This is a genomic window from Methylobacterium sp. NEAU K (genome assembly GCF_030700285.1).
In the GTDB taxonomy this organism is placed as follows: domain Bacteria; phylum Pseudomonadota; class Alphaproteobacteria; order Rhizobiales; family Beijerinckiaceae; genus Methylobacterium.
This window is the reverse complement of record NZ_JAUYZJ010000009.1, coordinates 71,084-92,085: the sequence shown is the minus strand read 5'-3', so window position 1 is coordinate 92,085 and position 21,002 is coordinate 71,084. Positions and strand designations below refer to the sequence as shown.

The window sequence follows — 21,002 nt, the reverse complement described above, 5'->3', positions numbered from 1 at the left end:
TGGAATCCTGCGACCGCGCGGCCCGTGCCTCAATCATCGTCGTCCTCGTCCAGGATCCTGAGCGAGCCGGCATCGATCTTCAAAGTCCGGCGCTTCCCGTCGGCGCCGAGGATGCGCAGCTTGTACAGCCAATGCCCGTCGTCGTGCTTGAGATCGACCGCCACCACGTCGCCCGGCACGGCCTCGCGGGCCGCGCGCAGCACCGCGTCGAGGGGGCGGATCTCGCCCCGCTCCAGGGCGCGGCGGGCGCGATCGGCATCCTCGGAGGCAAGGGCGGCCAGGCTCAGGCAGGCGAACGTCCCCCCGGCGAGCAGCCGGAGCAGGGCGGTGCGGCGCGAGGGGGGCAGGGTCATGCGGGTGCGGGCTCGGGCAGGATGGGACGACGTGGACTCCGATCGTCCGGAATCACCCTGCGACGGCCGAGGGATGGGGGGGGCCCGCCTGACGGGACGCTGACAGGCGCCGTCAGGGTCGCGGGGCGTCTCCCGGGCATACGGGAGCCCATACCTGTCCCGGAGACGCGATACCATGTCCCTGATCCTCGGCGCCCTCCTCGCCTGCGCGGCCGGCCTCGCCGGCACCCTGCTGTGCCCCGACCCGGCCTCGAGCCGCTCACGCCTGCCGCTTCTCGTCGGCGTCCTGGCGGGCGGCCTCGCCTGGCACGCCCCTGCCCGGGCCGACGAGGCCCTGCGCGGGACGGCGCGGGTGATCGACGGCGGAACCCTGATGGTCGGGCCGAGCCGCGTCAGCCTGTTCGGCATCGCCGCGCCGGACGCCGACCAGACCTGCTCGGATGCCCAGGACCGCCCCTATGCCTGCGGCCGGGAGGCCGCCAGGGCGCTGGCCGATCATATCGGCGGGGCCGCGATCACCTGCGAGCCGCGTCCGCGCGATGCCGGCGGCGCGCTGGTGGCGCTCTGCCGGATCGGCGACGAGGATCTCGCGGCCTGGATGGTCGGGCGGGGCCTCGCTCTGCCCGATCGCGGGGCCGCGCCGGGCTACGCGGCGGCGGCCGACCGCGCCTGGGGGCGCCGCCTGGGCCTGTGGTCCGGCGTGTTCCAGGACCCGGCCGAGCGGCGGGGCCGGCGCGCCGACGCGGCCGCGCTCCGCAGCGCGGGTTTCGCACCGGCGATCTGAGACGGGGCGGGCGGCCTGGGGATTTCGAACCCGGCCCGACATGTCATTCCGGGACCGCGCAGGGGGACGGAATCCGGAACCGCCATGCGCTCAGATCGGACCAGGGGACGGTTCCGGATCCCGGGCTCGCCCTCGGCGCCCCGGAATGACGGAGCGTGTGTCGTCGATTGTCCGGGACGAGCAGGTTGCCGCGCGTTCTGTGGGCCCAGGCTCGGAGCCCTGGAGAGAGCGGCGGCAGGGTTGCCTTCCCTCGGGCCGGCTGCCATCCCTCGGTCGTGCGGATGGGGCCGTGCCGTGATGCGCAGCGCCCCGCAACCAACAGATAAACAGCGATACGAATGCTGGGGAGCTGACGTGCCGAGGAACATTCTGATTCTGGGGGCCTCCTACGGCTCCCTGCTCGCGACCAAGCTGCTGATGGCCGGGCACAACGTGACCCTGGTCTGCCGACGCAAGACCGCGGATCTGATCAACCGCGAAGGCACCGATGTCCGCATCAAGCTGCGTGACGAGGCGACCCACCGGTCGATCCTGTCGCGCGACTTGCCGGGCACGCTGGACGCGACGCCGCCGGAAGACGTCGACGTCTCGCGCTACGACCTGGTCGGCTTGGCCATGCAGGAGCCGCAGTACAATAACCACACGATCCGGGTCCTCATGATCAAGATCGCCGCGGCGAAGCTGCCGTGCCTGTCGATCATGAACATGCCGCCGCTGCCGTATCTCAAGCGCATCCCGGCGCTCGCCGCCATGGCGCTTGAGGACGCCTACACCAATGCCGGCGTCTGGGACCGGTTCGAGCCGGGGCTGATGTCGCTCTGCTCACCCGATCCGCAGGCCTTCCGGCCGCCGGACGAGGGCGCGAACGTGCTCCATGTCGGGCTGCCGACGAACTTCAAGGCCGCGACCTTCGCGGACGCGGCGCACAACCAGATGCTCCGGGAGCTCGAGGCGGACATCGACGCGGTGCGCCTCGACGGGCAGGACGTGCCGGTGAAGCTCAAGGTGTTCGATTCGCTGTTCGTGCCGCTCGCGAAATGGTCGATGCTGCTGACCGGCAATTACCGCTGCATCACGCCGGGCGAGCCGCAATCGATCCACGACGCCGTGCACGGCGATCTGGCCCGCTCCCGCGCGATCTACGAGCACGTCGACGCGATCGCACGGCGCCTCGGGGCCGATCCGGCGGATCAGGTGCCGTTCGAGAAATACGCCAAGGCGGCCGAGAGCCTGCTGAAGCCGTCCTCGGCGGCACGGGCGGTCGCCAACGGGGCGCCGTTCATCGAGCGCGTCGATCTGCTCGTGAAGCTGATCTCGCACCAGATCGGCGAACCCAGCGCGGAGATCGACCGCACGGTCGAGACCGTGGATCGGAAGCTCGACGAGCGGATCATCGAGGGGTGATCCGGAGCCGCGTGGGGCGGGCCCGTCCGGCCTCACGCGGCACCCGCCCAGGGGGCGCCCCTACCGCGCCCCGCGGTGCAGGTCGCCGTCGATCAGCAGGGCGCTGCGGTTGTCGAGCCGCGAGCGGTAGACCTGCAGGTTCTCCATCACCCGCTGCACGTAGTTGCGTGTCTCGGTGAACGGGATCCGCTCGACCCAGTCGATCACGTCGACGTCGCCCTTGCGCGGGTCGCCGTAGGCGTCGATCCACTTCTTCACGTTGCCGCCGCCGGCGTTGTAGGACGCGAAGGCGAGCACGTAGGAGCCGCGCCAATCCTCCATCAGCTCGCCGAGATGGGCCTGGCCGAGCTTGGCGCAATAGGCGGGATCGCTGGTCAGGCGGTCGACGTCGAAGGCGGCCGAGACCCGGCGCGCGGTGCGCTGGGCGGTGGCCGGCATCATCTGCATCAGGCCCCGCGCGCCGACGCCGGACTGCGCCCGGGGATCGAACTGGCTCTCCTGCCGGGCGATGGCGTAGACCATGGCCCGCTCCACCTGCGGGACCGCCGAGAAGGTCTCGTAATCCGGGATCCCGATTGTCGGGTAGGCGTGGGCGTCCAGCGGCAGGCCGCGCTGCACCGCGAGCTTGCCGACCGCCACCAGGGCGCGGGCGTCCTTCATCTCGGCGGCGAGGTCGCCGAGCGCCTGGACCTCGCGCGGGTCGGTCAGGTCCCGAGCGGCGTCGATGTAGAGCGGCAGCGCGAGGTCCTTGAGCCCCGCCTCGCCGAGCAGGCGCAGGGCCCGGATGTAGAGGCGGTCCTCGAAGGCCTGCCGCTCGACGCCCTCGAGTTCCGCGGGGGCGCGGAGGGGCAGGCTCGTCTGGCCGAGTCGCGCCCGGGCCACCTGCCCGTAATAGGCGATCGGCTGGAGCGCGGCCCGCTCGTAGTCGCGCTTGGCCTCCTCCGTCTGGCCCAGGGCCTCGGCCGCCCGGCCCTGCCAGTAGGCGGCGCGCGCCACCGAGACCGGGCTCTCGGCGATCGTCGCCATCCGGGCGAAGTGCTGCGCGGCGCTCGCCGGGTCGCCGGCGAAGCGCAGGGCGATCCAGCCGGCGTGGAACTCGGCCTCCAGCCGCTTCTCGGGGGTGCGCGCCGCGTGGCCGCTCGCCACCGCGAAGGCGGTTTTGGCGTCGCCGAGGTCGAGGAGCTTGCGCGCCACGATCCGGCGCTCGACCCACCACTCGTCGCCGTCGACCAGCACGTCCGGGTTGCTCGGCGCCGCCGCCAGGATCGCGGCGGCCTCCTCGGGCTTGTCGGCCCGGCGGAAATACTGCGCCCGGGAGAAGATGTAGGAGGCGTCGCTGCGCAGGGACGGGGGCACCGCGGCGAGCGCGGCCGGGGCGCCGGACTTGTCCTCCACGGCCCGGCGGGCGCGCACGAGGCTGGCATAGGCGCCGCCCGCATAGCCGGCCGCGCGACCGGCGCTCTCCCAATCGTCCTTCAGGAGCGCCCGCTCCATGCGGTAGCGATGGTCGATCCGGGTGAGCACCCCCGGGAAGGCGTCCATCACCTTCGCCTCCAGGCTGCGCCCGAAGCTCTCGCTCCGCCAGAGGTCGTGCACGATCTCGGCGGCATCCCCGTCGTAGCCGTCGGCGCGCAGCGCCAGCGCCAGGGCGAACTTTCCCGGCGCGCTCACCGGCTTGGCGGTGGCGAAATAGGCCCGGACCGTGGCGGCCGGCTTGCGCTCGGAGAGCAGCGCCTCCTCGGCCCGGCGGCGCAGCAGCGGGCCCGCCGGCCAGCTCGGGTTGGCCCGCGCGAACGCCACGGTGCGGGAAAAGCCGATGCCGGCGCCCGCGCGGATCGCCACCCATTCGAGCAGCGCCCGCGCCGCGGGGTCGTTGAAGCCGTCGCGCATCCGGTCGCCGTCGGCGACCCGGCCCTTGCGGTAGAGATCGATCGCACCGCGCAGCAGCGTCGGATCGGTGTCGCCCGAGATCGTCGGACGGCCCGGGTCCGGCACCTCGGGCACCGGGGCGGCCGGGGTGACGGCGGCGTCGGGCAGCGGGAAGGCCACGGCCGCGTCGGGGTCGGCCGACGCGTAGGCGGCGGCGGCGGCGGGGAGCGTCCCGGCGGGCTCCTCCCCCTTCTCGTCGCCTTTGGCGGCCCGCACAGGATCGAGCTTCAGGGCGTCGGCGGCCACCGGGTCGGCGGCCTTCTCGGCCACGGCGCCCTTGACCTGGGCCGGTGACAGGGCGGCATCGCTCGCGGGCGGCGTCGGCTGACCGGCCGGAGCGTCCGCGCCGATCGGCCCGGCGAGCGCGACCCCGAGGGTCGTGACCAGCGCGGCCGCCGCGAGGGGCGTGCGCTTCGAGGCCAGGGCTCGGATCACGTTTCCCCCCTTCTCACGACCGGAGTGGAAAGAATCGAGGATCGGCGCGAGACCATTAAGATCGCGTCAACCCTCGCCACGATCTGTTTGCGCGCCGTGGCGCGACCGCCTATGTCTGCCCGTCCGTGCCCGAATGGCGCGCAGGACGAGCGGCGCCGAGAACGCCGAGACCCCAGCTGAGACCCTTTGGGACGCCTGAGATGACCGAGATGACCGGGAGCCGCCTGCGGGGCTCGCTCACCGCGCTTGTGACGCCGTTCCGGGACGGTGCCTTCGACGAGGCCGCGTTCCGGACATTCGTTCGCTGGCAGATCGAGCAGGGCAGCCACGGCCTCGTGCCAACCGGCACAACCGGCGAGAGCCCCACCCTCACCCATGCCGAGCACGACCGGGTGGTCGAGGCCTGCATCGACGAGGCCGGCGGGCGCGTGCCCGTGGTGGCGGGCGCGGGCTCCAACTCGACCGCAGAGGCGGTCGCGCGGGCGCGCCACGCGGAGCGCGCCGGGGCCGACGCCGTCCTGGTGGTGACGCCGTACTACAACAAGCCGACGCAAGAGGGCCTCTATGCCCACTTCAAGGCCGTCAACGATGCGGTCGGCATTCCGATCATCATCTACAACATCCCGCCGCGCTCCGTCGTCGACATGAGCGTCGAGACGATGACCCGGCTCTTCGCGTTGAAGAACATCGCCGGCGTGAAGGATGCGACCGCCAAGATCGACCGCGTCAGCCAGCAGCGACAGGCCATGGGCGAGAGCTTCATCCAGCTTTCGGGCGAAGATGCGACGGCGCTCGGCTACAACGCCCAGGGCGGCCACGGCTGCATCTCGGTGGTGGCCAACGTGGCGCCGCGCCTCTGCGCCGATCTCCAGGAGGCGACCCTGTCGGGAGACTACGCCAAGGCGCTCACGATCCAGGATCGGCTGTTCCCGCTCCAGGCCGGTCTGTTCGTCGAGGCCAACCCGGGTCCGGTGAAGTACGCGCTCGCGCGGCTCGGCCACATGACCGAGGAGCTGCGCCTGCCGCTGGTGCCGATCTCCGACGCCGCGCGGCGCGTCGTGGACGACGCCCTGCGCCACGCCGGTCTCCTCGAAGGCTGAGGAAGGTCACCAGTCATGGCCCCGAAACCGGAGCCCAGCCGACGCATCGTCGCCGACAACCGCGCCGCGCGCTACCACTACACGATCGAGGACACCCTCGAGGCCGGCATCGCGCTGACCGGCACCGAGGTGAAGTCCCTGCGCGGCGGCAAGGCGACGATCGGCGAAGCCTATGCCGGGCCCTCCGGCAACGACCTGATGCTGTTCAACGCCTACATCCCGGAATACCTGGAGGCGAACCGCTTCAACCACGACACCAAGCGCCCGCGCCGCCTGCTGCTGCACCGCCGCCAGATCGACAAGCTGATCGGCGCGACCCAGCGCCAGGGCTACACGGTGGTGCCGCTGAAGATCTACTTCAACGACAAGGGCCGCGCGAAGGTCGAGCTGGGCCTCGGCAAGGGCAAGCAGGCCCACGACAAGCGCGAGGCGTCCAAGGAGCGCGATTGGCAGCGCGACCGGGCGCGGCTGCTGCGGGACCGCGGCTAGGGCGTCTTCGGCCGAAGGACGGCCGGGTTCGCCTGGGGACGCACACCGAATCGGCGGCCGGGACGAGGCAGGCTCCGAGCGGACCGGGCCTCGGGCCGGTCTCCCCCGTCGCTTGTTCGTGGAGGCATTCCGGCCATGTCATCAGATCCTGACGCCCTGCCCGCCGGCCTTCCGGCCCCCGTCGACGACGGCGCCGCCGATCACCTGCGCGGGATGCGGCTGCCCGACGTGGCGCTCACCGCCACGGACGGCCGCACGGTCTCGCTCGCGCGGCTCTCCGGCCGCACCGTGGCCTACGCCTATCCGCGCACCGGCGAGCCGGGCCGGCCCGGCCTCACGCCGGACTGGGACGCGATCCCCGGCGCGCGCGGCTGCACGCCTCAGGCCTGCGATTTCCGCGACCACCACGCCGCCCTGAAGGAACGCGGCGTCGCCCAGGTCTTCGGCCTCTCGACGCAGACGAGCGCCTATCAGCGCGAGGCGGCCGGGCGCCTGCACCTGCCGTTCCCGCTGCTGGCCGATCCGCACCGCGCCTTCGCGCTCGCGGCGCGCCTGCCGGTCTTCGAGGCGGGCGGACAGGTGCTCCTGCGCCGCCTCACCCTGGTGATCGACGATGGCGTGGTCAGCCACCTGTTCTACCCGGTCTTCCCGGCCGACCGCAGCGCGCAACAGGTGCTCGACTGGCTCGACGGCCGGGATACGTGACGGCTCAGCCTTCCTCGGCCTCCGGCTGGCGGATGCCGTAGCGGTTCTCGAGGCTCGGGTTCGACCGGCCCTCGCCGCGGTAGCGGCTGGGGGACTCGCCCGGAGCCCGGATCGGCCGCTCGCTCGGCTCGCGCCCGATCCGGGCTGCGAGGCTCGCGAGGTCCACGAACTCGTCGGCCTGCCGCCGCAACTCGTCCGAGATCATCGCCGGCTGGGTCTGGATGGTGGAGATCACCGTCACCTTGACGCCGCGCCGCTGCATCGCCTCGACCAGCGAGCGGAAGTCGCCATCGCCGGAGAACAGCACCATGTGGTCGATGTGCGGGCTGAGCTCGAGGGCGTCGATCGCCAGCTCGATGTCCATGTTGCCCTTGTACTTGCGCCGCCCCGTCGAGTCCGTGAACTCCTTCACGGGCTTCGTCACGACGCGGTAGCCGTTGTAGTCGAGCCAGTCGATCAGAGGACGGATCGAGGAATATTCCTGATCCTCGATCATCGCGGTGTAGTAGAATGCGCGCAGAAGATTGTCGCGGGCCTGAAATTCCTTGAGCAGCTTCTTGTAATCGATGTCGAAGCCGAGGGCTTTGGTGGTGGCGTACAGGTTCGCGCCGTCGATGAAGAGGGCGCTGCGGTGCATCGCGGTCATGGATAAGTGAATCCTGAAGAATGTCGGTTGACGGAAATCGTGTGATGAAACGGCCGGGCGCGGTCCGGGGCGACTGCCCGGGGACGCATCGTCGCGATCGAACGGCGATAGGGCCTGAAATCCGGGGCGTAGAAGTAAAGTCCGGTCCCTTTCCATGTGACCGTCACCCAGGCCGCCCGACCATTCGGTCGGAGCGCGCTTATGTCAAGTAGACTTGAAGAACTACCGACATCGAGGCCGTCGATTTTCGGGGAAACAGATGAAGAATGCGTATCGGGATGTATCTCGCTTCGGTGTCGTGACGCTATGCTGGAGTTGAAGCGGCGAACCTGAGGTCTGCCTGCCACGGGGCGGAGCTCAGCCGTTCACCCGCTCGACGCTGTTGACCGGGCGCTTGCCGCGCAGCTCGGCGATGATCGCATTGAGGTGCTGGAGGTCCCAGACCGACAGGTCGATGGTGATGTCGGTGAAATCCTGGGTGCGGCGCTTCATCGAGATATTGTCGATGTTGCCGTCGTGGTCGGCGATCACTTGGGCGATCTGGGCGAATACCCCCGGCTCGTTGATCGACTTCAGCGCCAGCCGGGCCGGGAACCGCTCGCTGCCCGAGGCCTCCGTGTCCCAGCGAACGTCGAGCCAGCGCTCCGGCTCGTTGTCGAAGGCGGCGAGCGCCGCGGACTGGATCGGGTAGACGGTGACGCCGACCCCGGGGGTCAGGATGCCGACGATGCGGTCCCCCGGGACGGCGCCCCCGTTCGGCGCGAAGGTCACCGGAAGGTCGCCCGCCAGGCCCCGGATCGGGATCGCGTCGGCCCGGTCCTCGGAGGTCCCGCGCTCCTTGCCGCCCTCGGCACCCGCGAAGGTCAGCCGCATCGTCTGGTCGGACGAGCGCACGAGGCGGCCGGCGCCGTTCATCGCGCCCTGCGGCGTGGCGGGCCGGCGCTCGTCGCGATGGTCGGGATACACGGCGCGGACCACGTCCCCGGAGAACATCTCGCCCCGCCCGACGGCGGCGAACACGTCCTCGGTGGTCGCCCGGGCGAGCCTCGGCAGGGCGCCGCGCAGCTTGTCCTCCGAGAAGGTCTTGGCGGCGCGCTCGAACGCCCGGTCGAGGATCTGGCGGCCGAGCCCGGCATATTGCCGGCGCACCGCCGTCCGGGTCGCCCGCCGGATCGCCGCCCGGGCCTTGCCGGTCACCACCAGGGATTCCCAGGCGGCGGGCGGCGAGGCCCCGTCCGAGCGGCTGATCTCGACCTCGTCGCCGTTGGCGAGCTCGTGCAGCAGCGGCGCCATCCGGCCGTTGATCTTGGCGCCGACCGCCGAGTTGCCGACATCGGTGTGCACCGCGTAGGCGAAGTCGATCGGCGTCGCGCCGCGCGGCAGGGCGATCAGCCGCCCCTTCGGGGTGAAGCAGAATACCTGGTCCTGGAACAGCTCCAGCTTGGTGTGCTCCAGGAACTCCTCCGGGCTGTCGCCCTCGGCCAGGAGCTCGATGGTCCGGCGCAGCCACAGGTAGGCGCCGCTCTCGGCCGCCAGCCGTGGATGCACGCTGCCCTCGCCCTCGCGGCGCGCCAGGTCCTTCCCGGCCTCCTTGCCGAGGTCCTTGTAATGCGCGTGCGCGGCGATGCCGTACTCGGCGATGTCGTCCATGGCGCTGGTGCGGATCTGCAGCTCGACGCGCTGGCTCTTCGGCCCGATCACCGTGGTGTGGATCGAGCGGTAATCGTTCTGCTTGGGCGTCGAGATGTAGTCCTTGTACCGGCCGGGGACCATCGGCCAGCTGGTGTGGACGATGCCGAGCGCCGCGTAGCAGTCCTGCACCGTGTCCACGACCACCCGGAAGCCGAAGATGTCGGACAGCTGCTCGAAGGCGACCGACTTGCGCTCCATCTTCGACCAGATCGAGAACGGCCGCTTCTGCCGGCCGCTCACCTCGGCGGTGATGCCCTGGGCGCCGAGCTTCTCGGTCAGCACCTGCGCGATGGTCTCGACCACGCGCTCGGACTTGGCCGTGAGCCGCGTCAGCCGCTGGGTGATGGTGGCGTAGACCTCCGGCTCGATGTTGCGGAAGGCCAGATCCTCCAGCTCCTCGCGCAGCTCCTGCATGCCCATGCGGCCGGCGAGCGGCGCGTAGATGTCCAGCGTCTCCTGGGCGATCCGGTGGCGCTTGTCCTCCCGCATGTGCTGCAGGGTGCGCATGTTGTGCAGGCGGTCGGCGAGCTTGACGAGAAGCACGCGCACGTCCGCCGCCACGGCCAGCAGCAGCTTGCGGAAATTCTCGCCCTGGGCGGCCTGCTTGGAGACGAGATCGAGCCGCTTGAGCTTGGTCAGCCCGTCGACCAGGGCGCCGATCTCCGCGCCGAACAGGCGGCGGATCTCCTCCAGGGTCGCCTCGGTGTCCTCCACGGTGTCGTGCAGGACCGCGGCCACGATGGTGGCGTCATCGAGATGGAGGTCGGTGAGGATCGCGGCGACTTCGAGCGGATGCGCGAAGAACGGGTCGCCGGAGGCGCGCTTCTGCGTGCCGTGCGCCTGCATGGCATACACGTAGGCGCGGTTGAGCAGAGCCTCGTCGGTGGCAGGATTGTAGTGCTTGACCCGCTCGACGAGTTCGTACTGGCGCATCATCCGCCGGGATATCGTCGCCTCCTGGGGAGCACGCGGTGTCGGGGTCGCGCCCGATCCTCCCGCAACGCGGGGTGGCGCGCCAGTCCCCGGCGAGGGAAAAGCGCCGGCCGCGGCCGCGTCGCCCTCGGAACGAGAGAACCCGGCGTCTCCGCCGGGTCCGGTCTCGCTCAGGTCGTGATCGTCCAGACCCACGCGGTGAGGCTCACTCGCCCTCGTCGTCGGTCTCGACCGGCGGTGCGAGGTTCTCGAGGCCGCGCAGGAGGTCCTCCTCGCTCATGCGGTCGAACTGGACCGCCGCCTCGTCGCTGGAGGATTGCGGCGCCACCGCGGCCGCGGCGGGCGAGCTCGACAGCAGCGGCACGGTCTCGGCCTCCGGCTCGTCGACCTCGACGTATTTCTGCATCGAGTGGATCAGCTGCTCCTTGAGGTCGTCGGCCGTGATCGTCTCGTCGCCGATCTCGCGCAGGGCCACGACCGGGTTCTTGTCGCGGTCGCGGTCGATGGTGAGCGGGGCGCCGGCGGCGAGCAGACGCGCCCGATGGCTCGCCAGCAGCACGAGCTCGAAACGGTTCTCGACCTTCTCGATGCAGTCTTCGACGGTGACGCGCGCCATGCGGGGCGGCTCCTCAGCTTAAGCGACGGGTGATGTCGGGTGTGACGGCACTCTACACGGAATGCCGTTGTGCAACAAGCACAGCGGGTTGCGCCGAACGCGCGTCTGGCGGGCGCGTCGATGATTGTGCGGCGCATTGTTGACACCCGCCGCCGCGGGTGCGACTCCGCGGCCCTCATCACAGGATTTCTGCCGACAGGGGCGGCGTTCGCGCGTCGCACGGCGAGAGCGACCAGACGGGCCATGCGCGCACTCATCTTTCCGGGCCAGGGCAGCCAGGCGGTCGGCATGGCCCGGGATCTCGCGGAGGCCTTTCCGCAGGCCCGGGCGGTGCTCGACGAGGTCGATTCCGCACTGTCCCAGCCGCTCTCGCGCCTGATGTTCGAGGGCCCGGCCGAGGAACTGACCCTCACGGCCAACGCCCAGCCGGCCCTGATGGCGGCGAGCCTCGCGGTGCTGCGGGTGCTGGAGGCCGAGCGCGGCCTCGACCTCGCCCGCGACGTGGCCTGCGTGGCGGGGCATTCGCTCGGCGAATACGCGGCGCTCGCGGCCGCCGGCAGCCTCTCCGTCGCGGATGCGGCCCGTCTGCTGCGCTTGCGCGGCGAGGCCATGCAGGCGGCGGTGGCGCCGGGGGCAGGCGCCATGGCGGCGCTGATCGGCACCGATCTCGAGGCGGCCCGGGCCATCGCCGAAGCGGCGGCGCTGGAATCCGGCGGCGGGGTCTGCGACGTCGCCAACGACAATGGCGGCGGCCAGGTCGTGCTCTCGGGCGACCGGCCGGCGGTGGAGTGCGCCCTCGGCATCGCCACCGGGCGCGGGATCAAGCGCGCGGTCATGCTCAACGTCTCGGCGCCGTTCCACTGCCGCCTGATGGCGCCCGCCGCCGAGGCGATGGCGCGGGCGCTGGCTGCCGTCGCCCTGAACGCCCCGCGCGTGACGCTCTACGCCAACGTCACGGCCGCGCCGGTCTCCGAGCCGGAGGCGATCCGGGCGGCGCTGGTGGCGCAGGTCACCGGCACCGTGCGCTGGCGCGAGAGCGTCGCCGCGATGGCGGCGTCGGGCGTCGACCGCTTCCACGAACTCGGCGCCGGCAAGGTGCTCACCGGCCTCGTCAAGCGCATCGCGCCGCAGGCGACGGCCACCGCGATCGGCACGCCCGCGGACGTCGCGGCCTTCGCGCTCTAACCACGGCAGGACGACAGCATGTTCGATCTCACCGGCCGGAAGGCCCTCGTCACCGGGGCGACCGGCGGCCTCGGCCAGGCCATCGCCCGGGCGCTGCACGCCCAGGGGGCGACCGTGGCGCTCTCGGGGACCCGCCCGGCGGCGCTCGAGGCGCTGGCCGCGGAACTCGGCGAGCGGGCGAGCCCCGTGGCCGCCGACCTCTCCGACAAGGATTCGGTGGAGGGGCTTGTGCCGGCTGCCGAGGCCGCGATCGGTCCTCTGGACATCCTGGTCAACAACGCCGGCATCACCCGCGACAACCTCTTCATGCGCATGAAGGACGAGGAGTGGGATCAGGTGCTCGCCGTCAACCTCACGGCGGCCTTCCGCCTGTCGCGGGCGGCCGTGAAGGGGATGATGCGCCGCCGCGCCGGGCGGATCGTCAACATCGGCTCGGTGGTCGGCAGCACCGGCAATCCCGGGCAGGGCAACTATGCCGCCGCCAAGGCCGGGCTCGTGGGGATGACCAAGGCGCTGGCCGCCGAGGTCGCCTCCCGGGGAATCACGGTCAACTGCATCGCGCCGGGCTTCATCAGCTCGCCGATGACCGACGCGCTCAACGAGAAGCAGCGCGAGACCATCCTGACCCGGGTGCCCGCCGGGCGGCTCGGCGAGGGCGCCGAGGTGGGGGCGGCCTGCGTCTACCTCGCCTCCGCGGAGGCGGCCTACGTCACGGGCCACACCCTGCACGTGAACGGCGGCATGGCGATGTTCTAGGGCATCGTCCCGCATGGTCGCGGCCGGCCTTCGCGCCGAGCGGCGGCCCGATCCCGAGCCCGGACCCTCGCCCCGGAGACCGGATCCGGGTCCGCGCGCGCCCCGAATCACCCCCGCCGACACGCAAGTGCCACACCGATGAAGGGTTTCTGAACGGCTCTCGCCAGGGCTGGAACCCTGTGCTACCAGACCCCGCAGCCGTACAGGGGGTTGACGGTTCAGCGGGTTTTCAGTCCAAGGCCCCACGGCGGGGCCATCCCGGTTCACCTCGCCGGTTCACCTCGAAGCACGCGCGATCGGACACCGGCCCGTCAACAAGCCCGCAAGGGCGCGGCGTGGCCACGGCACCACCCTGAGAAGACTGACAGACCAAAAGGACGAGGACGGAAGACCGATGAGCGATATCGCTGAGCGCGTGAAGAAGATCGTCGTCGAGCACCTGGGCGTGGAGCCCGAGAAGGTGGTCGAGAGCGCCAACTTCATCGACGACCTCGGTGCCGACAGCCTCGACACGGTCGAGCTGGTGATGGCCTTCGAGGAGGAGTTCAACGTCGAGATCCCGGACGACGCCGCCGAGACCATCCAGACGGTCGGGGATGCGGTGAAGTTCCTGGAGAAGAACTCCGCCGCCTGAGGCGCCGGATCGGATTTCACGCGGCGCGGGTGAGGCGAAACAGCCCCCGCGCCGTTATGCGTTTCGAGGCTGGGACGCCGCGGTCCATTGGACGGGTCGGGTCCCGCCTCAATCGGGTGTTCAAGATGCGCTCCGGTGATGAACCGGCGTCGGTGGCGGCGGGGAGCGCTCCAAGACGGGACGGGTAGCATGCGGCGGGTGGTGGTCACGGGTCTGGGGATGGTCACGCCGCTGGGCAGCGGGGTGGAGCACACCTGGAGCCGGCTGATCGCGGGCGACAGCGGCGCCGGCCCGATCCGCGGCTTCGAATCCGCCGACCTGCCCTGCCGCATCGCGGCCCAGATCCCCTTCGGCGACGGAACCGACGGCACCTTCAACCCCGACGCGGTGATGGAGCCCAAGGAGCAGCGCAAGGTCGATCCGTTCATCGTCTACGCCATGGCGGCGGCCGACGAGGCCCTGAAGGATGCCGGCTGGGCGCCCAAGAGCCACGAGGACCAGTGCGCCACCGGCGTGCTGATCGGCTCCGGCATCGGCGGCATCGGCGGCATCTACGACGCCTCGGTGACCCTCCACGAGAAGGGCCCGCGCCGGATCTCGCCGTTCTTCATCCCGGGCCGGATCATCAACCTCGCCTCGGGCCAGGTCTCGATCGCGCACGGCCTCAAGGGCCCCAACAACGCCGTGGTCACGGCCTGCTCCACGGGCGCCCACGCCATCGGCGACGCGAGCCGGCTGATCGCCCTCGGCGACGCCGACGTGATGGTGGCGGGCGGGGCCGAATCGCCGGTCAACCGCCTCTCGATCGCGGGCTTCTCCGCCTGCCGGGCCCTGACCACGGGCTTCAACGACACGCCCGAGAAGGCCTCGCGCCCCTACGACCGCGACCGCGACGGCTTCCTCATGGGCGAGGGCGCCGGTATCGTGGTGCTGGAGGAATACGAGCACGCCAAGGCCCGCGGCGCGCGGATCTACGCCGAGGTGGTGGGCTACGGCCTCTCGGGGGACGCCTACCACATCACCTCCCCATCCCCGGACGGCGACGGCGCCTTCCGCTGCATGACCGCCGCGGTGAAGCGCGCCGGCATCTCGCCCTCCGAGATCGGCTACATCAACGCCCACGGCACCTCGACGCCCATGGGCGACGAGCTGGAGCTGAAGGCCGTGGAGCGTCTTTTGGGGGATGCCGCCGCGCACGCCACCATGTCGTCCACCAAGAGCTCGGTGGGCCACCTGCTGGGCGCCGCCGGCTCCGTCGAGGCGATTTTTTCCATCCTCGTCCTGCGCGACGGTGTGATCCCGCCGACGCTCAACCTCGACAACCCCTCCGTCGAGACCAAGATCGACCTCGTGCCGTTCGAGGCGAAGCGGAAGCAGGTGGACGTGGTACTGTCGAATTCGTTCGGGTTCGGGGGTACGAATGCCTCGCTGGTGATGCGGCGGGTTTAAGTGTGCCGCATAACTTGTGAAAGCAGACTCTAAGAGGCTCTGATAGATAATGAGACCTGTCTGATTTCTTGAACAAAGCGAGATGCTTTAATTCGATCTCGATCAAACGGGCCAAGTGTTTTAAAAAATGCAGCAATTCGGTCCCGATGAGCTAACGTAGCCGGATCAAAAGCTTTTTCTTGATGCCAGGTCGATATCGCGCTTGTAAACTTAAGGTTTTGTAAAATCCTTGCCTACCAACCTCTTCGCTCCTCTGCCCCCGGCACCCGCCCCTGCGGCGTGAGCGCGTGCACCACCTCCGGCAGGGCCTGGGCGAGCTGGGACAGGAGCGTGGCGCGGTCCATCCCGGTCTGGCTCTGGAGGGTGTCGAGCGTGTCGGGGCCGAGCGCGTGGGCGAGCTGGTCCGGGGCCACCGGGCGGTTGGCGCCGTGGCCGATCCAGGACTCGATCACGTCGCCGAGGCCGCCCTGGCGGAAGCGGTCCACCAGCCCGTCGAGGCCGCCGAGATCCCCCTGCCCGTCCGGGGCCGCGCCGCGCCGGGCCGGGGCCTCGCCCGGGCCGTCGAGCATGCCGGAGAGATCCGAGAAGTCGCCCGGGGGCAGCGACGGGTCGGCCGGGCCGGTGTCGCGGCGGCCGCCGGACTGGTCGAAGCCGCCGATATCGCCCGTGTCGTTGGGGAAGCCGCGCCCGCCGCCATCGGCGGGGTGCTGGCCGGGGTCGCGCCCGTAGGGTCCGGCGCCGCCGGACCGGTCGGCCTCGGGGCCCGGCTCACCCTGCCGGCCGCGCCCGAAAATATCGCCGAAGCCGCCGCTGGCGCCCTTGGCGAGCAGCAGCATCAACAGCGCCTTCACCAGGGGCGACATCCCCCCGGATCCCTGCCTCTGGCCGCCGAAGACCTGACCGAGCACGCCGCCGATCGCCGATTCGAGCAGTCCCATGTGCGTCACTCCGGGGCCGGATGGGCCCGGGCGGACAACGGCGCCGGACGGGCGCGGGTTGCCTGTCGGGCCTTCGAAGGTTGCAGGCTGCGAGCGGCCGCCGCGTGTGCATCCCCTCCCCCGCAGTGGGGGGAGGGCGCTTGTGATCAACGGGGCGGGTTTTCGGGTGGAGCGAGGGCCGCCCCTCTCTTGTCGGTCCCCCTCACTGCATCAGCGAGGCCTGCGCGGTGCTGGCCGCACCGGGCTCCCCCAGCGGCACCGTGGCGGCCGAGAGCGCCAGGGCGGCCAGGAACAGGCCGGTGGCGGCGGCGCCGGCCCGGGGGCGCGGCAGGCGGAGGGCGTGGCGTCGTACGGAGCGCGTCAGGTTCGGCATCTGATCGCCTCTTCTGGGTGTAGGCCGCTCGGGCCATTCTCGCAGAAGCAACGCCGCCGGGGGGCGTGCCGGTTCCCGGCCGGGGGTCCCCCCCGTCCGGTCGTCTCAGCCCCGGGCGGCCAGACGGCGCCCCAGCGCCCCCAAGGCGCAGCCGGCGAGGTAGGGCGGCAGGATCAGGCCGGCGCCCTCCAGCCAGAGGCCGGGCAGGCCCGGGACGAGCCCGGCCAGCGCCAGAGCCGCCAGGAGCGCCGCCAGCCCGCAGAGCGCCAGCGGCACGCGGGGCCGGGCCGGCCAGCCCGCCAGGGCGCCGACCAGCAGGCCGAGCGCGGCCGCCCCGGCGAGCCCGGGCCAGAATCCGTCGAGCAGCAGCGTCACGGCCGTCCGGCCTCCCTGCGAGCGCGTGGACGCGGCCCGGCGGACGGGCGCGCGGCGGGGCTTCCGGCCCTCACGGCAGCAGCGCGAGGGCGAGGGGGCCGGCCGGGGCGTCCGGCCCGGCGACGACCTGCTCGGGCCGGGCCCCGGCCTGGAGCAGATACTCCATCACGGCCTGCGCGCGCAGCCGCGGCAGATCGGGCGGCGGCTCGTCGGAGGCCTCCTTGGGCGCGGCAGGCTTCCTGGCGGCGGCCTCGGGCTTCTTCGCCGCCGCCTTGGGGTGCTTCTCGGTGTCCTTGTCGGAGCCGCTGGAGGCCTTCTGGGCGGCCTTCTGGGGCGGCGCCTTGGCGGTGGCCGCCCCGGGCTTCGGCGGGGCCTTGGCGGCCTCCTTTGCCGGCTGCGCAGATGGCTCGTCGGCCGGCCCCGGCTTGGCCGCGCTCGCGACCCGGGTCGGCGCAGGCTCGGCGGGCTGGGCGCCCTCCCCCGGGCCTGCGGCCGGGGTCGGCGTGACCTTCGGCTTGGCCGGATCCGCGGGGCCGGAGACGGCGATGCGCAGCGCTGGGCAGGTCTTGGCGAGCGCCGCCAGGGCGTCGAGGACCGGGTAGAAGGACGGCGCCAGGACGGTGCTCCCCGCCGGGAAGCGCAGCACCGCCCCCGCGATGGCGGCGGCGGCCTCGGTGCGGCAGGAGGCCGGGTCACGCTGCTCGGCCGGCTGGCGCGCCGAGACCGCCGCGTGCCCGATCCAGCCGGGGGGCAGCACCTCGGCCAGCCGGTCCGGAACCCGGGCGGCCGCCTCCCGGTAGAGGCTCTCGCCGGTCAGCGTGAGCGCCCGGTCCTGCACAGCCACCTCCCCGGAGGCGAGGCTGGCCACCAGGGGAGACGCGGCCGCGAGGGCGTCGCCGAGATCCGGGGGCGCCCCATCGGCCAGCCGGGTGCGGTCGATGACGGGCTCGCGGAACAGGCGCGGGCGCAGGGCGGACAGCACCCGCTCCCGGGTGGCGTCGTCGGGCAGGTGGCCGGTCAGCGTGACCGCCTCCGGGGTCCGCCGGATCGTCACCCGGTAGGGCGAGAGCGGCCGCGCCGTCAGCGCCACCGGCCCGGCCTTCACGCCGGCGGGGCGGGCGTCGCGCATCAGCGCTGCCGCGTCGGGGACCGCCTGCCCATCGATGGCGTCCCCGGTCACCGAGATGGCGTCGTCCGCGAAGGCGACGGTCCCGGTCTGGATCAGCTCGGCGAGGCGGAACGCGAAGGCGGTCAGGCTCTTGGGGTCGATCGACGGGTCGAGACCCCGGGCGGCGTGCAGCCGATCCTCCACGGCGCCGCCGGCGGCGGCCTCGGCGGCGGCGCGCAACGCCGCCTCCCGGTCCGCCGCCGAGGCCGCGAAGCCGTCGAGCACGATCCCCCGGGCGGTCTTCTCCACCGAGAACCGGAAATGCGGCACCGCCGGCGGCAGGATCTCGATCCGCCCGACGCTGAAGCCCGTCGGCGGGTCCGACAGGGAAGCCCGCAGCGCCTCGTAGGCCGGCACGTCCAGGGCCTCGCCGGACAGGCTGAGCACGGTGTCGCTCAGCGCCGCCCGGCCGCCCGGGGCGAGCCCCGACAGCCGCGCCGCCAGGAACGCCGCCGCGCTCGGGAAATCGGGAGGCGCCCCCCGGGCCGCCCGGGCGCTGTCGTCCAGCGCGGTGCCGGGGCTCAGCGCCCCGGTGATCCGCGCCTCCAGGGCCCGCCGGCCGATCTCCACGGGGCGGCTGCCCTCCAGGGCGACCCGGGCCGGACCGGTGCGGATCGCCGACCACTGGAACGGCGCGGCCGTCTCCACCAGCCCGATCTCCGGGACGATCCGCCGGGGCCCCTCCAGGGCGGCGAGCCGGGCCAGCACGGTCTCGCGCTCGCCGACATCCGGCGCCTCGCCGGCCGCCGCGAGGTCGCGGCCCCGCGCTTCCAGCCGCAGCCAGGGCTCGCCGGTGGCGGTGGCGGTGCCGGCCGCCACCGCCGCGCCCTCGGCCTCCAGCCGGTCGGCGATCCGCGGGGCGGCGTAGAGGGCCGCGCTCGCCCAGATCAGCGCGAGCGCCGGCAGGCCGGCGAGCCAGCCGGCGCGGCTCAAGCCTCTGGCGAACGGTTCGGGCAACGGCACAATCGTGAGTTCAGGCGGATCCCGGTGGCGAGACCATACCGCCTTTCCGGCAGCATGAAGGCCGGTTCTTCGAAGAAGCCGCCGCGGTTATTCGAAGACGGCCCGCACGGTCTCGCGCAGGAACGCGGCGTCGGCCGGGTTGTGCGAGGGATTTCCCGCCCGGTGGCCCCAGAGGCTCGGGATCGGCCGCAGCACCCCGTCGCGCAGGTGCGGCAGCTCGGCTTCGTTGTCGGCGACCCTGAAGTACAGGTCGGTCTCTCCGGGCATCAGCAGCACCCGGGCGGTGATCGCGCCGAGCGCCCGCCCCAGGTCGCCGCCGTAGCGCGGGTCGCGGCTGATGTCGCCGGCCTCCCAGGTGCAAAGCTGCGCGTAGAGGTCGGCGGCCGGGCGGCGGGCGAAGCGCTCCTCCCAGTCGGTGCGCAGGAAGGTGTCGAGATCGGGCGCGCCCAGCGCGGTGCGGTGCAGGTCCGCCCGGTAGAAATCCTGGCTCAGCGCCCAGCCGGCGTAGATGCGCCCGAAGGCCCGCAGGGCGCCCGCGGGTTCGGCCGCGAAACGCCCGTCGCCGCGATGCTCGGGGGCCGCCTCCAGCACCGCCATCAGGCCTTTGAGGAAGACACGGTTGTGGATTGCGGTGCGGGCGCTGCCGCAATTGACGACCGCCCGGGCGACGCGCTCCGGGAACAGGGCCGCCCAATGGTAGGCCTGCTGCGCCCCCATGGACCATCCGTAGACCGCGTGCAGACGCTCGATCCCCCAGATCTCGGCGAGCAGGCGGCTCTGGGCGTGGACGTTGTCCCAGGCGGTGACGAGGCCCGGCCAGTCCGGATTGTTCGACGGGCTCGACGACAGGCCGTTGCCGAACATGTCCGGGATGACGATGAACCAGCGCCCCGGATCGAGCACCCCGTTGGGTCCGATCAGCCATTCGATGTCCGGGTGCCGGGCCGCGTAGCTCGTCGGGTAGAGCACCACGTTGTCGCGCGCGGGCGCCAGGGTCCCGTGCGTCTTCCAGCGGAGCTGCGCGCCCGGCATCACCGCGCCGGACTGGAGGGGCAGATCGCCGAGGGCGAAGGTTCCGGTGGCGGTCGGCCAGCCGGTCACGGGCGCAGGGTCCGCACGTAGCCGACGTGCCAGCGCGCGTAGCCGCGCTGCAGCACGCCGAGCCGCGCGCGCATCGCGGCGTGGGCCTCCGGCAGGCGGTGGAACGGGATCGACGGATAGAGGTGGTGCTCGGTGTGGAATGGCATGTTCCACATGAGCAGCCGCATCAGGCCGTTGGTCAAGGTCGTGCGGGTGTTGGTCAGTCCGTTGTCGTCCATCGTGCAGAGCGTGTGCTCGGCGAGCAGGTAGAGCCGCAGGAACGGCTGCCCGAGGAACTGCGGGCCGATCCAGAACACCAGGGGCGCCCACCAGCCGACCCGCACCATCGCCAGCGCCGAGCCGGCGAGCACGAAGGCGCACATCAGCCGGAGCGAACGGACGATGCGCGGCGCGGCGCGCTCGGTGATGTAGGGATAGGCGGAGAGGTCGCCGCGCAGGCCGGCCCACGCCACCTGGAGCCGTGTGCGCCAGTAGGGCAGCGCCAGCACGCGCCAGAGATAGGCGTCGAGTGTCGAGGGCGGCAGCGCCGCCAGTTCCGGGTCGCGCTCGGGATCCTGGGTGTGGCGGTGGTGGGCGAGGTGGAAGGCCGTGTAGAAGTGCCAGTTCAGGAGCGACGGGCATGCGGCCAGCCAGCCGACGACCGTGTTGGCGCGCCGCGACCGGAACGCGGTCAGGTGCATGGTCTCGTGGATCGGCGCGAACAGGGCCGCCTGGACGATGCCGAGCAGCAGCATGGCCGGTAGGAGCGTCCAGGGCCCGGCCCGCCAGACCAGCCAGCCGGTGCCCGCCAGCATCAGCCCGTGCGCGGACAGCTGCAGGGCGCCGCACAGGTCCGAGCGCCGCGACAGCGCCTTCAACTCCGCACCCGTGAGGATCCGTCCGCTGGCCGCCGTCATAGATCGCCTTCCGACTTGTCCGTGAGGCTTGACGGAGCCTCAAAAAAGCACGGTGCTTGCATCATCCGTGCCTGCGCC

The 21,002-nt window shown here is 72.1% G+C and carries 20 protein-coding genes; 9 read left to right on the top strand and 11 right to left on the bottom strand.

Features of this window, described 5'->3' with window-relative positions:
• Positions 1-29 precede the first annotated feature (29 nt).
• A complete protein-coding gene (locus tag Q8W67_RS09825; RefSeq protein WP_305544469.1) occupies positions 30-353 on the bottom strand; it encodes a PepSY domain-containing protein in 324 nt (107 codons plus the stop codon).
• Positions 354-528: 175 nt separating this feature from the next.
• Here Q8W67_RS09825 and Q8W67_RS09820 point away from each other — a divergent pair, with 175 nt between their 5' ends.
• Together Q8W67_RS09820 and Q8W67_RS09815 are read left to right on the top strand one after the other, a co-directional pair.
• Positions 529-1,137, top strand: a complete 609-nt coding sequence (locus Q8W67_RS09820) for a thermonuclease family protein (protein WP_305544466.1) — start codon at positions 529-531, stop codon at positions 1,135-1,137.
• Between the two features lie 354 nt (positions 1,138-1,491).
• On the top strand, positions 1,492-2,541 hold the full coding sequence (locus Q8W67_RS09815) for a ketopantoate reductase family protein (protein WP_305544463.1): 1,050 nt from the start codon (positions 1,492-1,494) through the stop codon (positions 2,539-2,541).
• 60 nt (positions 2,542-2,601) lie between these two features.
• Here Q8W67_RS09815 and Q8W67_RS09810 read toward each other — a convergent pair whose 3' ends face one another.
• Complete coding sequence (locus tag Q8W67_RS09810) at positions 2,602-4,857, bottom strand: lytic transglycosylase domain-containing protein (RefSeq protein ID WP_305544691.1); 2,256 nt, start codon at positions 4,855-4,857, stop codon at positions 2,602-2,604.
• Positions 4,858-5,105: 248 nt separating this feature from the next.
• Between Q8W67_RS09810 and dapA the strand changes: the two genes are divergently transcribed.
• From dapA to Q8W67_RS09795, 3 genes are all read left to right on the top strand, one after another.
• The gene (gene dapA, locus Q8W67_RS09805) at positions 5,106-6,005 is read left to right on the top strand and encodes a 4-hydroxy-tetrahydrodipicolinate synthase (protein ID WP_305544461.1); all 900 of its coding nucleotides are present in this window, start codon (positions 5,106-5,108) and stop codon (positions 6,003-6,005) included.
• A 15-nt stretch (positions 6,006-6,020) separates the two neighbouring features.
• The gene (gene smpB / locus Q8W67_RS09800; protein ID WP_305544459.1) at positions 6,021-6,494 is read left to right on the top strand and encodes an SsrA-binding protein SmpB; all 474 of its coding nucleotides are present in this window, start codon (positions 6,021-6,023) and stop codon (positions 6,492-6,494) included.
• A 135-nt stretch (positions 6,495-6,629) separates the two neighbouring features.
• Positions 6,630-7,199 (top strand): peroxiredoxin, encoded by a 570-nt coding sequence (locus Q8W67_RS09795; RefSeq protein WP_305544456.1) that lies wholly within the window; start codon positions 6,630-6,632, stop codon positions 7,197-7,199.
• A gap of 4 nt (positions 7,200-7,203) precedes the next feature.
• Here Q8W67_RS09795 and Q8W67_RS09790 read toward each other — a convergent pair whose 3' ends face one another.
• The 3 genes from Q8W67_RS09790 to rpoZ form a co-directional block, all read right to left on the bottom strand.
• Entirely contained in the window at positions 7,204-7,845 is a 642-nt protein-coding gene (locus Q8W67_RS09790) for an NYN domain-containing protein (RefSeq protein WP_305544453.1), read from the bottom strand.
• Positions 7,846-8,202: 357 nt separating this feature from the next.
• Positions 8,203-10,473: a bifunctional (p)ppGpp synthetase/guanosine-3',5'-bis(diphosphate) 3'-pyrophosphohydrolase gene (locus Q8W67_RS09785; protein WP_305544450.1), complete on the bottom strand. Its 2,271-nt coding sequence runs from the start codon at positions 10,471-10,473 to the stop codon at positions 8,203-8,205.
• Positions 10,474-10,675: 202 nt separating this feature from the next.
• A complete protein-coding gene (gene rpoZ / locus Q8W67_RS09780) occupies positions 10,676-11,086 on the bottom strand; it encodes a DNA-directed RNA polymerase subunit omega (protein WP_305544447.1) in 411 nt (136 codons plus the stop codon).
• Between the two features lie 243 nt (positions 11,087-11,329).
• On the opposite strand from rpoZ, the gene fabD reads away from it, so the two are divergent.
• The 4 genes from fabD (at position 11,330) to fabF (ending at position 15,110) form a co-directional block, all read left to right on the top strand.
• Complete coding sequence (gene fabD / locus Q8W67_RS09775; RefSeq protein ID WP_305544444.1) at positions 11,330-12,271, top strand: ACP S-malonyltransferase; 942 nt, start codon at positions 11,330-11,332, stop codon at positions 12,269-12,271.
• Positions 12,272-12,289: 18 nt separating this feature from the next.
• Positions 12,290-13,027: a 3-oxoacyl-[acyl-carrier-protein] reductase gene (gene fabG / locus Q8W67_RS09770; RefSeq protein ID WP_305544441.1), complete on the top strand. Its 738-nt coding sequence runs from the start codon at positions 12,290-12,292 to the stop codon at positions 13,025-13,027.
• 394 nt (positions 13,028-13,421) lie between these two features.
• Positions 13,422-13,661: an acyl carrier protein gene (locus tag Q8W67_RS09765; RefSeq protein ID WP_007559070.1), complete on the top strand. Its 240-nt coding sequence runs from the start codon at positions 13,422-13,424 to the stop codon at positions 13,659-13,661.
• Between the two features lie 189 nt (positions 13,662-13,850).
• Positions 13,851-15,110, top strand: coding sequence for a beta-ketoacyl-ACP synthase II (gene fabF / locus Q8W67_RS09760; protein ID WP_305544439.1), 1,260 nt, complete (start codon positions 13,851-13,853; stop codon positions 15,108-15,110).
• Positions 15,111-15,343: 233 nt separating this feature from the next.
• On the opposite strand, the gene Q8W67_RS09755 is transcribed toward fabF, so the two are convergent.
• From Q8W67_RS09755 to Q8W67_RS09730, 6 genes are all read right to left on the bottom strand, one after another.
• Complete coding sequence (locus Q8W67_RS09755; RefSeq protein ID WP_305544435.1) at positions 15,344-16,048, bottom strand: YidB family protein; 705 nt, start codon at positions 16,046-16,048, stop codon at positions 15,344-15,346.
• A 202-nt stretch (positions 16,049-16,250) separates the two neighbouring features.
• Positions 16,251-16,421 carry a hypothetical protein gene (locus Q8W67_RS09750; RefSeq protein WP_305544424.1) on the bottom strand — a complete coding sequence of 57 codons (171 nt, stop codon included), beginning with the start codon at positions 16,419-16,421 and terminating at the stop codon, positions 16,251-16,253.
• Between the two features lie 105 nt (positions 16,422-16,526).
• Complete coding sequence (locus tag Q8W67_RS09745; RefSeq protein ID WP_305544421.1) at positions 16,527-16,796, bottom strand: hypothetical protein; 270 nt, start codon at positions 16,794-16,796, stop codon at positions 16,527-16,529.
• Positions 16,797-16,866: 70 nt separating this feature from the next.
• The gene (locus tag Q8W67_RS09740) at positions 16,867-18,921 is read right to left on the bottom strand and encodes a BON domain-containing protein (protein WP_370693849.1); all 2,055 of its coding nucleotides are present in this window, start codon (positions 18,919-18,921) and stop codon (positions 16,867-16,869) included.
• A gap of 93 nt (positions 18,922-19,014) precedes the next feature.
• The gene (locus Q8W67_RS09735; protein ID WP_305544415.1) at positions 19,015-20,028 is read right to left on the bottom strand and encodes an alpha/beta fold hydrolase; all 1,014 of its coding nucleotides are present in this window, start codon (positions 20,026-20,028) and stop codon (positions 19,015-19,017) included.
• On the bottom strand, positions 20,025-20,924 hold the full coding sequence (locus Q8W67_RS09730; RefSeq protein WP_305544412.1) for a fatty acid desaturase: 900 nt from the start codon (positions 20,922-20,924) through the stop codon (positions 20,025-20,027). Before Q8W67_RS09730 ends, Q8W67_RS09735 begins: the two co-directional genes overlap by 4 nt.
• Between the last annotated feature and the right edge of the window lie 78 nt (positions 20,925-21,002).

Bases quoted from the DNA above. Each gene is read 5' to 3' on its own strand.
- Q8W67_RS09730 (WP_305544412.1), bottom strand. From the start codon at position 20,924: ATGACGGCGGCCAGCGGACGGATCCTCACGGGTGCGGAGTTGAAGGCG.
- smpB (WP_305544459.1), top strand. From the start codon at position 6,021: ATGGCCCCGAAACCGGAGCCCAGCCGACGCATCGTCGCCGACAACCGC.
- Q8W67_RS09765 (WP_007559070.1), top strand. From the start codon at position 13,422: ATGAGCGATATCGCTGAGCGCGTGAAGAAGATCGTCGTCGAGCACCTG.
- Q8W67_RS09825 (WP_305544469.1), bottom strand. From the start codon at position 353: ATGACCCTGCCCCCCTCGCGCCGCACCGCCCTGCTCCGGCTGCTCGCC.
- rpoZ (WP_305544447.1), bottom strand. From the start codon at position 11,086: ATGGCGCGCGTCACCGTCGAAGACTGCATCGAGAAGGTCGAGAACCGT.
- fabF (WP_305544439.1), top strand. From the start codon at position 13,851: ATGCGGCGGGTGGTGGTCACGGGTCTGGGGATGGTCACGCCGCTGGGC.
- Q8W67_RS09755 (WP_305544435.1), bottom strand. From the start codon at position 16,048: ATGGGACTGCTCGAATCGGCGATCGGCGGCGTGCTCGGTCAGGTCTTC.
- Q8W67_RS09750 (WP_305544424.1), bottom strand. From the start codon at position 16,421: ATGCCGAACCTGACGCGCTCCGTACGACGCCACGCCCTCCGCCTGCCG.
- Q8W67_RS09785 (WP_305544450.1), bottom strand. From the start codon at position 10,473: ATGATGCGCCAGTACGAACTCGTCGAGCGGGTCAAGCACTACAATCCT.
- fabD (WP_305544444.1), top strand. From the start codon at position 11,330: ATGCGCGCACTCATCTTTCCGGGCCAGGGCAGCCAGGCGGTCGGCATG.
- dapA (WP_305544461.1), top strand. From the start codon at position 5,106: ATGACCGAGATGACCGGGAGCCGCCTGCGGGGCTCGCTCACCGCGCTT.
- Q8W67_RS09820 (WP_305544466.1), top strand. From the start codon at position 529: ATGTCCCTGATCCTCGGCGCCCTCCTCGCCTGCGCGGCCGGCCTCGCC.
- Q8W67_RS09790 (WP_305544453.1), bottom strand. From the start codon at position 7,845: ATGACCGCGATGCACCGCAGCGCCCTCTTCATCGACGGCGCGAACCTG.
- Q8W67_RS09795 (WP_305544456.1), top strand. From the start codon at position 6,630: ATGTCATCAGATCCTGACGCCCTGCCCGCCGGCCTTCCGGCCCCCGTC.
- fabG (WP_305544441.1), top strand. From the start codon at position 12,290: ATGTTCGATCTCACCGGCCGGAAGGCCCTCGTCACCGGGGCGACCGGC.